Below are 10,911 nucleotides of genomic sequence, written 5' to 3'. Positions count from 1 at the left end.
CCGCGTCGGCGGCATGCACGAACACCGGTACGCCGTGTTCGCTGCGCAGGCGCTCGGCGAACCCGATGTGGTCGGAGTCGCCGTGGGTCAGCACCAGCCCGCGGATGTCGTCGACGGACTTGCCGAGCGAACGGAGTTCGGCCTGCAGATCCCGCCAGTGGCCGGGCAGCCCCGCGTCGATCAGGGTGATGCCCTCGTCGGTGTCGACGAGGTAGCACGCCACGACATCATTGCCGAGGCGGTGCAGGTGCGGCGCGAGCTTCATGGGCTTCCCAACGTTGACGGTCACTGCAGCATGCTCTCTTTGGAGAGCATCGCCCTGCTATGAGAGCAATGCTCTCGTTTGGAGTGCTCCCTGTCAAGAGCACTGATCTCCCTCAGGTGAGGAACCGGCGCGCAGGGGCGCTGGATGTGATCATCGGCCCTGACCGCGCCGGACCGCCTGCGTGGCTGGTCAGCTCACCTGGGCGATGACGTCGTGGAGGTACTGGACAGCGAGCTTTTCGGCGTGGCGACGGGGTACGAGCCCCGCCGCCGCGTTGTCGAGCCACTGCCGGTAGAGATCGACGCAGGCGAGCAGAGCCCGGCCGGCGTCAATGCGGTCGTAGCCGCAGAGGGTGGCCTGAAGGGCACGCGCCTCGTCCGGTGCGATGGATTCGAGGTGGCGGACACCCCGGGGTGACGCACCCACCCGCCGGGCGGCCAGCGGACCCAGCACGGCCTCGCGCAGGTAGCTGAGGAAGCCGATGACCTCGAACAGTTCGCCACGGCCGAGTTTCGTCGCGCCGTAGTGCACCCAGACCCAGAACCGGTCCTCGATCCACTGGAGGTCGAGCGACGAGTCCGCCGGCGGATGCTCCGCCAGGGAGGCGGCCAGGCTGCCGTCCCGATCCCAGAGAACGTCCGGGTCCTCGATCCGCTCGGCGAAGTCGGACGCCCGCACGAACTTGAAGTCGACATGGAGAAGGGGCGGCCCGGCGAGCGTGATGATCAGACGCGGTTCGCCGACGTGCTCCCCGGTGAACCCCGCCACCAGGGCTGCCCACGAGCCGATCAGCTCAAGACGCTCCTCCATGACCCGGTCGAACGCCTCGTCGTCGATGACCACGATGAGATCGACATCGGAATAGACGTCGGGGCGCCCCTTGGCGATCGACCCCGCGACGGCGACACCGGCCACTCTCGGATCTTGCCGAATCCGGGGGAGCGTGTCGCTCAGGAAACGGTTGTGCAGGGAGAGAGAGTCCATGACGTGCCTTTCGATACGGACAAAGTCTTCGAACGTACCATGCTGTTGCGCGCGATCCGCAGCGCGGTGACCGCGGCCGAGCGGCGTACCCGGCAGGTCTCGGCGGCGCATCGCGCCCACCTGTGCCGGCCCTCGCCGCCATGCCGGTCGTCGCCACTGAGATCAACTGGTGGCGAACCAACCACCCGTGAGCGGCATCAAAAGGAGGGATTTCCACGAACCACTGAAGAAACGGGGCGATGAGGATGAAGATGACTCCACTGGTTGCGGCGCTGGCGGTCGCCGGCGCGACGCTGGTGATCGCGAGCCCGGCAGGAGCCGTTACCGCTCCGTCGGGCACTTTCGGCCCGTACGGCTACGGCGGCGTCAAGCTGGGGATGACGGCCAAGCAGGCCAAGGCCACCGGCAAGATCGTGCTCAAGTGGCGCGGCTACTGCTCCGGCTGGGACTACAAGGCCCACCGCAACGCTCGCGACGAGGTGGGGCTCTACCTCTCCAAGAAGCGCGGCGTCGCCGTCATCTTCGCGCCGGCCGGGGTGCGCACCCCCAAGGGCATCGGCGCCGGCTCGACCCTCCGCCAGATCAAGAAGGCCTACCCCGGCGTCAAGGAGGAACCGAGCGGCTACTACGCCACCGTGCCCGGCAACCGCAAGGCGCACTACTACTTCGGCCTCAACCGGCAGAACAAGGTCGAGCAGCTCGGCCTTGCCCTCAAGAGCCAGGACTGCGTGAACTGACATCCCTCCGATGGCCGGAGGGCCGTCCTCTCGCGGACGGCCCTCCCCGGCCAGGCCCTAGGAGGCCGGAACCGGGACGGCTGACGGGCGCCACTCCCGCCTGAGCAACCCGAACACCCAAGAGTCGGACACCTCGCCGTTGACGATGCAGTCTTCCCGCAGCGTTCCTTCGCGTACGAATCCGATCTTCTCCAGAACCCGGCCGGATGCCACGTTGCGCGTGTCGGCCTCGGCCTGGACCCGATTCAGGTCCAGTGTGTCGAACGCCCACCGCAGCAACGCGTGCGCGGCCTCCGTCGCGAAGCCGTGGCCCCACATCGCATCGTCCAGGCAGTAGCCCAGCGACGCGCTGCGGTAGTCCGGGTTCCATCCGGTCAGGCCGCACCAGCCGACGAAGGCCCCGTCGGAGACACGGTCGATGGCCACCCGGGCTCCGGTGCCCTCGTCCGCGATTTTCCGGCATATCGCGATGAAACGCTCGGCGCGGGCCCGTTCGGTCCACGGCGGGGAGTCCCAGTAGCGCATCACGTGGGTGTTGCTGTGCAGCGCGAAGAGGGCGTCCGCGTCGGCGTCGGCGAAGGGGCGCAGGCGCAGGCGAGCGGTGTTCAGCATGGGGGTGGCCAGAGTCACGGGCACCATCTTGTGTCCTCGGCGGGCGGGCCGGCCACCGAATATCCGGGCCCGGCCCGTCGTCGTCATGGCCGGGGGCACGTCTCGTGATAGGGCGCACCCGTGACGTGACGCGCCCACTCCGTCCTGCTCAACGGGCTCCCGGCGCGGGCGCACACCGCCGCCGCGACCGCGCCCGGCTCGACGAGCTGCTCGCGCACCGTCCCGTTACCGTCGAGCACCAGCACCTTCGTACCGTCGGCGGCGAAGGTCAGGGCCTGCACGCCGTACTGGTTGGCGTCGGCCAGCACCCCCAGCGACGCCCGTCCCGCCAGGTCGAACAGCTGCACCCGGTCGTCCCGCGTGACCGCCGCGACGACGTCCTCGCGCGGCGATCTGACCGCGTGCCCGCTGAGGTTCCCCCTGATCGCCTCCCCGGCCGGGCGGCGGGTGGCCACGTCGTAGACGGTCAGGCGCCCGCCCGAGTCCACGACGGCCAGCGACCGGCCGTCCCGGGTGAAGACCGCGTCGGTGAGCGTGATGCCCTGGCCCGCGCCGCCGAACGGGCCGCCGATCGGCCGGCCGGAAGCGGCGTCGTAAAGGCGTTCGGCGTCGGTGGCGACCGCCAGCGTCCTGCCGTCCGGCGCGAACTCCACGTCCTGGGCCCGCCGCACGTCGCGTGACCACAGCAGGCGGCGGGCCTTCCAGTCCCACATCGCCAGCGAGTACGTGCGGGCGGCGCCGTGCTCCGGCCCCTCCACCACCGTGGCCAGCCGCGTGCCGTCCGGGCTGAACGCCAGCTGTTCGGTGGCGGTGAAGGCGGCAGGGGTCAGCCTGGCCAGCTCCCGCCGGGCGTTCGCGTCCAGCACGGAGATCGTCCGGGCGCCGCCGACGGCCGCCAGCCGCCCGTCCTGGCTGAGGGCGAGCGCGGTCGTCCCGTCCTCGCCGGTCCGGCGCTGAAGGATCTCGCCCGGCTCGCCGGGCGTCATCACGCGGATCTCTTCGCGGCCGTCGGCCTCGACCCTCAGCAGGCGTTCCGGGGTCAGCGCGGCCTTCGCCCAGTACGTCCTCCCTGAGACCAGTGACACGTCGGCGAGGCTCACGGTGACGACCCGGTCCACCAGGAGGTAGCGCAGGACGCGGCCGTCGAAGGCGACCTGGGGGATGGCGCCCGGGGCCAGGGCCTCGTCCGACAGGCCCTCAGGAAGCGTCACCTCGGTCAGGAAGTGGCCATCCCGCATCCACACCTGGATGTCGTCGCGGGTGGCCGTGGCGAGCAGCCGCCCGTCGGCGCTGAAGGTCACCTCGCCCTGGTTCCAGAGGGTGCCGCGGTCCCCGATCGTGTGCATGACCGAGCCGTCCCTGACCGACGTGATCACCAGGCCGTCCGGCGCCGCCTGCGCCAGCCCGCGGCCGTCCGGCGTGAGGGCGAGCGGCCATCCGCACAGGTCGCACCGGCCGGCCGCGCGGCGGGTGGCCTGCGTGGCGAGGTCCGGGACGCGCCGCCGGTCGATCCGGGTGGGCGAGACGGAGGCGGAGGAGTAGACGGCCGTCCCGGTCGGCGTCATCGGGCCGAGCTTGTCGGCGGTTCTGGCGCGGCGGTTCCGTTCCACGTCCCACAGGTAGTCGTCGCGGTCGATGCGGACCACCGCGTACCTGTCCACGCTGCCGTACTCCACGCTGACCGGCAGGTCCACGCCTTGCCCGAGTTCCTTGTCGAACCGCCACGTCGCGATCCGCCGGCCCGTTCGCAGCTCCCACACCCCGGCCTGCGTGCCGGTGGCCACCAGAACCCGGCGGCCGGTCGGGGAGAGCGCGGCGCCGGCCGGGCTGCCGTCCCCGAGCCCCAGCTTGGCTATCCCGCCCTTGGGCCTGCCCGTGGTCACGTCCCAGAGCCGTACCGCGTCGCCGCTCACGCTGGCCATCGTCCGGCCGTCCGCGCTGAGCACGCGAAGGGTGTCGCCCGCCGTCGCCGGATCCCTGAACATGGACACCTCGCGCTGCGCCAGCGACGCCGTCAGCGCCGTCCTGGTCCGCGGCGTGCGGTCCAGCCGCCAGGCGGCCAGGCTGAGGTGCATGGCCAGGCGGGGATCGCTGTGCCGGTACGTGTCCGCGACCTGCGCCAGCCGCGCCGCCTCCGCCTTGCCGAGCTGGACGGCGATGCGGGCCGCCCGCTCGTCGGCCAGCCTGCCCTGCTGCACCGCCAGGCCGCCCGCGACCAGCGCGATCGTCAGCAATCCCGCCAGGCTCAGCGTGACGAGGCGGCTGCGCCTGGCCCTGCGCCTGGTCAGTGCGGCGGCGGATTCCAGGAAGTCGCGTTCTGTGGGGGAGAGGGTGATGTTCCTGCGGGCGGTGGCCGCCCACTGGAGGGCGTTCTCCAGGGCCGAGCCCTGGAACAGGTCGCCGTCCCTGCGGCCCGACTGGTCCCAGCGCCGTGCCGCCGTCAGGATCTCCCGGTGCACGGCCAGGCCGTCCCGGTTGGCCTCCACCCAATGGCGGTAGCGCGGCCAGGCGCGCGGCAGCGCGGGACGGGTCAGCCAGACCGACTCGCCGTCCCGGCCCAGCAGGTACCCGAACACCTCCAGAATCCTGTTCACCGACGAGACCTCGGGCAGCGACCTGCCCTCGACCAGCTCGGCCAGCTCCGCCCGGCACGCCGACAGCCCGCCGCTCTCACCCACCGTGACCAGCCGCAGGAACACCTCCGGCACCAGCTCCCGCTCCTCCGGGGCGAGCATCCCGTACGCGTCCTCGGCCAGCGCCCCGAGGCCGGGGTCGGCGGCGCCGGTCACTCCGGCCGCCTCCCTGCCGCCCTGCGCGAGCAGCTGGCCCAGGTCCGGCCCCCCGCTGACCAGGGAGAGCAGCAGGTCGCGGGCGCTCGGCCGGTGCAGCGGCTCCTTGCTGAGCGCCGCCTCGACCAGCGGGCGCAGCGACTCGGGCAGCACCCCCAGGTCCGGGATGGACGACAGCACCCGGTGCATGACGGCGCCCAGGGTGGCGGCCTCGAACGGGTCTTTGCCGGTCGCCGCGTACAGCATGATCGCGCCCCACGCGAACACGTCGGCGGGCATCCCCGCCCGGTCGCCGGTGAACACCTCCGGCGCCATGTACGTCGGCGTGCCCCGGACCAGGCCGGTCGCGGTCAGCGACATCTCGGCCGTCCTGGCGATGCCGAAGTCGATCACGCGCGGGCCGTCCGGGCCCAGCAGCACGTTGTCGGGCTTGAGGTCGCGGTGGATCACCCCGGCGTCGTGGATCGCGGTCAGCGCGGTCGCGACCGCCGTCGCCAGCCGGTGCAGGTCACCGCCGGAGAAGCGGCGTCCCTCGGTGACGGCGGCGCGTAGGCTCGGTCCCGCGACGTACTCGCTGACGATGTACGGCCTGGCCCCGTCCAGCCGGGCCTCGATCACCCGCGCCGTGCAGAACGACGCCACCCGCTGGGCCGCCGCGGCCTCCTTGGCGAGCTGGCCGGCGTCCTGGTCGCTGTGCAGCACCTTGATCGCGACGCGGGCGCCGTCCTCCGCGTACCCCTCGTAGACGACCCCCTGGCCGCCCGCCCCGAGCCGCCCGGCCAGCCAGTACGTCCCCAGGTACTGGGGATCCCCGTCGATCAGTATTTCCACGGAGCGTTGGATGTGCGGTCAGCCGGGAAAGTTTGCGCCTTCCGCGTTGTGTGCCAGGGTTTGTCCCCTCGTCGCCACGAGCTGAGCCATCTCCCCGACCGGGGCCGGCCGATCCTCCGCCTGCAACCTTTCGCCGCCCCGGTGGCGTTGGCAACGGTTGAGAGGAGAGCCCATTGAACCGTCATGAAGGCTTCCACGAGTTCGTGCTGGCCCGCCAGCAAGCGCTGATGCGCACCGCGTACCTGCTCATCGGGGACGCGCACCGGAAATCCTCCTCCCGGGCCACGCTCGCCCTGCCCGGCATCAACGGCGAGTTCATGTAGCGGGTGGTGGCGTGGTCAGGTGGAACCACTTACCCATCAATGCGGGTTACACCTGTCCGGTCATGTCCCCGACGTGAAGAGGACATGACCGGCCTGGACTGCCAAGGCCAGGGAGAGCGCCTATGTCAATCGATCGTGCCGGCGTGCACGGCGATGATTCGCCAACCGTGCGTCTCGGTGTACAGCCACGTACGGGTGTAGCGCATCCTGGCCGAGAACGGCGCACCGGAGACGGTGCCTTCGACGGTGCCGAGAAACCACGTCACCCCGGTGTGCCCATCGGCGAGCACGGTCAAGTCCTCCTCGGCCACCTTCGTCAGCACCTGCGTCCGGGTGCGGTGCAGCTCCAGGTCGTCCGCCTTGGTCGCCACGTTCGCACCGAACGTGAAGATCAGCCGATCGTCCAGCAGCCGATCCAGCGCCTCGACATCTCCGGCGAGCTGCGCGGCCTGGAGCCGGCGTTCGGCGTCCCGCAAGTCTTCCATCATGACGCCCACCCTCCCAGCCGGGGCCGTATCCCCGCCAGGACGTTCACGCTCGGCTGATCTTCGCAGCCCGATCCAGGGACCCCGACGCCGCGGGGGCGGGCGCTCCTGCGAGGCACGGAACTGCTGGGCCGTTTCGGCACAGCCCAGCAGCGACTCGGGTCAGCCTTCGAAGCATTTATCGGATATTACCTTGCCTGTATTTCTGTCCTTGCACACCTCGCATTGACGGGTCTTCGTCTTTCCGTCCTCGATTATTTGGCTCGTCTTGAACGTGCAGGTGATCTGCTTGGGTCCTTCTTCCTTCTGGGGTTTGCCGGTCTTCGGCTCGCAGTACTGCTGCTTCCAGTTGCCGCTCTTCGTCTTGCAGAGCCGGCACCGGTTCTTGCTGCCTTCCATCCACTTGCATTTCGGGGCCGCGGCCGCCGCGCACGCGCCGAGCGATGCCGGTGCCGCCGCCGGCGTGCTTTGAGTAGAGCCCCCGGCCCGGACCTGCGGAGTCGCCGACACCGCCGAGGGAGCGATCGCGACCGTCACCAGAGCGCTCGCCGCGAATACTTCCTTGAGCATGAGACCACCCCCTTTTTGTGTCGCCTCGCGCTTTCTCTTTCCATCGTCACTCCTGCTTCCGGGTCGACGTCAAGTCGCTGCGCAAGATTTCCGAAACCGCTGCCGCGCGGGGGTGCGGGAGTTTTTACGGTCGATTCAAGCTTTTACGCAAACACTGCATTGTGCGCCCTGTCCCCAAGGAGTCGTGGCCGGGTTTTCCCCAGGTTCGCACCCTGGTCGAGGATGTTCGCCATCGGAGGGTGCGGGGGAGGTGGCAACGGCGACGTGCCCGGTCAGGCTCGACGCTGACCGGGCACAACTCAGACCTGGGGTCCTACGGGTGGAACTTGGCGAAGTACTCGGGCGGCAGCTTGTTGAGCCAGGCGTGCGTGACGCCGGTCCAGCCGATGCGCAGGAAGTCGGCCTTGCCGTCCCCGTCGAGGTCGGCGAAGTGGATGTCCTTGACCGGCACCTCCGCGTCACCGGCTATGCGCCCGATGTCGCGATACTTCCCGCCGGCGCCCTTGGCCCCTTCGTTGATCCAGGCCCTGGCGCCGCCCTTGGCGGTGATGAGGATGCGGTCGGCGCGCCTGTCACCGTTGATGTCGGCGTAACGGATCTCGCGGGGGTACTTGAGCGGGCCGCTGATCTTCTGGGGCGGGGCCCAGTCCAGGTACTTGCGCTCGCCCTTGACCTGGAAGTCCCTGTTGTACCACGCGGTCGCCGTACCGTCGGGTTTGAGCAGCAGGTAGTCATCGCGGCCGCCTCCGGTGACGTCCGCGAAGCGGATCCTCGTGTTGGGATCGATGGTCAGCTTGTCCCCTTCTGAGCCGTTGGAGAAGACGTTCGCCACGCCGTCGTACTTCTTCATGCACATGCGCTGCCCGGCCGGGGCGCCGGCGTTCCACGTGCGCACGTCCACCTGCCCGGTCAGCCATACGGTCAGGCAGTCGGGGAAGCCGTCGCCGTCCACGTCGGCGAAGCGCAGCATGTTGCCGACCGCGCCGCCGGGCGGCTTGTAGGAGTGGGTGCCCTCCACGAACGGCACCCACTTGCTCCCCGAGGGCCCGCTGTTCCACCAGAACCGGAAGTTCTGGTTCGTGTCCACGGTCACGAACTCGGCCTTGCGGTCCTGATTGATGTCCACCATCCAGAACCTGTTGCTGGAGGGGAACTGGGTCTCCTGGATGACGCCGCGGTCCTCCCAGCCGGTGCCCAGCTTGTCCGACGTCGGCACGTGCAGGCCGGGGCCGTGGTCCACGAGACCACAGGGATTGCTGCCCGCGTTCGCCGCCATCGCGTGCGGCTTGCGGATCCAGTTCTTGCCCATGGCCTCGCGGGCCGCCTTCACGAACGCCTCGCCGATCTTGCGGTAGCCGGCGGCGTTCGGGTGGACGTTGTCGGAGCCGATATCGGACAGCTCCAGCCCGGTGGTGTCGGCGTACCCGACCCGCAGTCCCTGGCCGGCCAGCCGTCCGGCCAGCTCGGCGATCTGGGCGGTGAACGCCTCTCCGCGCCGGTTGGTGGCCGGGTCGCCGAACGGCTGCATGCCGGCCACCAGCACGGTCACGCGCGAGTCGTCCTCGATGACCTGCTTGATCAGGGATTCGAGCCGGCCGATCGCCCCGCCCATCTCGTGGTCATAGATGACGTCGTTGCCGCCCGCGATGAGCGTGATGAGGTTGGGCTGGTACGTCTTGACAGCGCACCGCGCCTTGTCGGCGATCTGGTTGATCTTGTATCCCCGCCAGCCTTCGACGTCGCGGTCGGGCATGGTCCCGACCCGTACGGATCCGACCCAGTCCACCTTGGGGGTGGTGTCCTGGGCGGCGGCCGCCGCCGCGTCCTTGGCCTCGAAGAGGTCGCTGAACCCGTGGTCGGCCACGTCTCTGTAACCGTTGCCGTCCGGGCTGCCCTCGCCGAAGGTGCTGGACGACCCCAGCCCCATCACCCGCAGGGAGTCCGCGGGTTCGCCGTCGCCGCCACCGTCGTCGCCGCCACCGTCGTCGTCACGAGGCGGGGTGTTCGGGTCCGGCATCCCCGGCGGCAGGATGTTGGTGTAGATGTTGAAGTCGAAGGGCAGCTCCTCCTCCTCGTAATACTCGCCGTTGGCGACGAGCCGGCGGTGGGCCTTGGCGAGGTCGCGGGCGAATTCGTTGCCCTGGTCCTTGAGGGCGAGGGTGGCCGAGCCCCAGTCGTGTGCCGCGAGCTTGTCGCGCAGCGCGTTGGAGGGGAAGCCGCTCCAGCTGATCAGGTCCGGCTCGTGCCAGCGCCCCTCATGGTTCTCCGGCTGCTCGCCCTTGTCGGCGAACCGGAACGCGTGCGTGTCGCCGCCCTGCAAGTGGTAGACGATCTTCGGGTGGTCGCCGTCCATCTCGATCTCGGCAGGCTCCCTGACGACATAGCTGCCGTGCTGGGAGGCGGCGACGTACTTGACCTCGTTGTCCTTGGTCCAGACCACGATGTGTTCCCAGTCGTGGACGTGTCCGTTGTGTACGAGGGTGCCGTCGTTCTTCTGGTCCTTCTGGAAGTACAGTGCGTACTTGTGCGCGCACCAGCCGTTGGCGTTGCACCGGGTGCGCGCGTACATGTTGCTGTTCTTCAGGTCGGAGGCGTCGTGGCACGCCCCGTTGCGTGCGCCGCCGAGCTTCAGCCCCGGGTTCATGGTGCCATCGTGGCCGATGGCCACCGACGGGTAGCAGCCGTCGTTGTCATAGTCCAGGAGCGGCCGGAACTTCAGGTGGGCGGCGCTGGCGCTCTCCGCGATCTCGGGAGGGGGCGGCTCGGCCCACGCGGGCGCGGTGACGCCCACGATGCCGAGGCCGGCGACCAAACCCATGGTCAGGGCATGGGTCGCGAGCCTTGACGATCTTCTCATGAATGCTTCCCCTCAGCATTGGCATGCCGGCCGTCGATGACCGGATCGACCTTCGCCTGGCCAGGGTCCACCACCGGCGCGATCTTCCAACAGACCACCTGTTGTCCATTTCGTGGTCAGAAGGGGGCGTCCTCCTGGGGCATCAAGACGGACGCCTGCCGGCGTTCCCGCCGAGACCGTCGTCGGCAGGGGCAGCATCACCTCCACCCGCGTCCCCCGGCCCGGTTCGCCGGTGATGACGCAGATGCCGCCCAGCTCCGCCGCCCGCTCCCGCATCGAGGAGAGCCCGACGCCGGGCCGGTGGGACTCGGGCAGGCCGCGCCCGTCGTCTGTGACGGTCACCCGCAGCACGCACCGTTCCCGGCGCAGCGTGACGGTGACGGTCTCGGCCTCGGCGTGCCGACGGATGTTGGTCAGCGCCTCCTGGACGATCCGGTAGACGGCCACCTCGACGGCCG

General features: G+C 69.9%; 10 protein-coding genes. 2 read left to right on the top strand and 8 right to left on the bottom strand.

Features of this window, described 5'->3' with window-relative positions:
- Together KME80_RS48140 and KME80_RS48135 are read right to left on the bottom strand one after the other, a co-directional pair.
- Positions 1 to 289, bottom strand: a 289-nt coding sequence (locus tag KME80_RS48140; protein ID WP_219519125.1) for an MBL fold metallo-hydrolase, incomplete at its 3' end; no start/stop codon positions are given.
- 165 nt (positions 290 to 454) lie between these two features.
- Positions 455 to 1,360, bottom strand: coding sequence for a nucleotidyltransferase domain-containing protein (locus KME80_RS48135; protein WP_219519123.1), 906 nt, complete (start codon positions 1,358 to 1,360; stop codon positions 455 to 457).
- 140 nt (positions 1,361 to 1,500) lie between these two features.
- On the opposite strand from KME80_RS48135, the gene KME80_RS48130 reads away from it, so the two are divergent.
- Positions 1,501 to 1,986: a hypothetical protein gene (locus KME80_RS48130; RefSeq protein WP_246647028.1), complete on the top strand. Its 486-nt coding sequence runs from the start codon at positions 1,501 to 1,503 to the stop codon at positions 1,984 to 1,986.
- A 57-nt stretch (positions 1,987 to 2,043) separates the two neighbouring features.
- Here the strand turns inward: KME80_RS48130 and KME80_RS48125 are convergent, their stop codons facing one another.
- Complete coding sequence (locus tag KME80_RS48125; protein WP_219519120.1) at positions 2,044 to 2,616, bottom strand: GNAT family N-acetyltransferase; 573 nt, start codon at positions 2,614 to 2,616, stop codon at positions 2,044 to 2,046.
- A 65-nt stretch (positions 2,617 to 2,681) separates the two neighbouring features.
- Entirely contained in the window at positions 2,682 to 6,218 is a 3,537-nt protein-coding gene (locus KME80_RS48120) for a serine/threonine-protein kinase (protein WP_219519117.1), read from the bottom strand.
- 173 nt (positions 6,219 to 6,391) lie between these two features.
- Here KME80_RS48120 and KME80_RS51440 point away from each other — a divergent pair, with 173 nt between their 5' ends.
- Complete coding sequence (locus KME80_RS51440; protein WP_246647027.1) at positions 6,392 to 6,541, top strand: hypothetical protein; 150 nt, start codon at positions 6,392 to 6,394, stop codon at positions 6,539 to 6,541.
- 125 nt (positions 6,542 to 6,666) lie between these two features.
- Here the strand turns inward: KME80_RS51440 and KME80_RS48110 are convergent, their stop codons facing one another.
- From KME80_RS48110 to KME80_RS48095, 4 genes are all read right to left on the bottom strand, one after another.
- On the bottom strand, positions 6,667 to 7,029 hold the full coding sequence (locus KME80_RS48110) for a nuclear transport factor 2 family protein (protein ID WP_246647026.1): 363 nt from the start codon (positions 7,027 to 7,029) through the stop codon (positions 6,667 to 6,669).
- A gap of 159 nt (positions 7,030 to 7,188) precedes the next feature.
- The gene (locus KME80_RS48105; RefSeq protein WP_219519113.1) at positions 7,189 to 7,596 is read right to left on the bottom strand and encodes a hypothetical protein; all 408 of its coding nucleotides are present in this window, start codon (positions 7,594 to 7,596) and stop codon (positions 7,189 to 7,191) included.
- Positions 7,597 to 7,909: 313 nt separating this feature from the next.
- Complete coding sequence (locus KME80_RS48100) at positions 7,910 to 10,414, bottom strand: NPP1 family protein (protein WP_219519110.1); 2,505 nt, start codon at positions 10,412 to 10,414, stop codon at positions 7,910 to 7,912.
- A gap of 51 nt (positions 10,415 to 10,465) precedes the next feature.
- The coding region (locus KME80_RS48095; RefSeq protein ID WP_246647025.1) for a sensor histidine kinase at positions 10,466 to 10,911 on the bottom strand (446 nt) is incomplete at its 5' end.

Origin of the sequence: Nonomuraea ceibae (genome assembly GCF_019396325.1) — a bacterium.
Taxonomy (GTDB): domain Bacteria; phylum Actinomycetota; class Actinomycetes; order Streptosporangiales; family Streptosporangiaceae; genus Nonomuraea; species Nonomuraea ceibae.
This window is presented reverse-complemented; position numbering and strand designations above follow the sequence as displayed.

Bases quoted from the DNA above. Each gene is read 5' to 3' on its own strand.
- KME80_RS48105 (WP_219519113.1), bottom strand. From the start codon at position 7,596: ATGCTCAAGGAAGTATTCGCGGCGAGCGCTCTGGTGACGGTCGCGATC.
- KME80_RS48100 (WP_219519110.1), bottom strand. From the start codon at position 10,414: ATGGGTTTGGTCGCCGGCCTCGGCATCGTGGGCGTCACCGCGCCCGCG.
- KME80_RS48135 (WP_219519123.1), bottom strand. From the start codon at position 1,360: ATGCGCCGCCGAGACCTGCCGGGTACGCCGCTCGGCCGCGGTCACCGC.
- KME80_RS48130 (WP_246647028.1), top strand. From the start codon at position 1,501: ATGACTCCACTGGTTGCGGCGCTGGCGGTCGCCGGCGCGACGCTGGTG.
- KME80_RS48110 (WP_246647026.1), bottom strand. From the start codon at position 7,029: ATGATGGAAGACTTGCGGGACGCCGAACGCCGGCTCCAGGCCGCGCAG.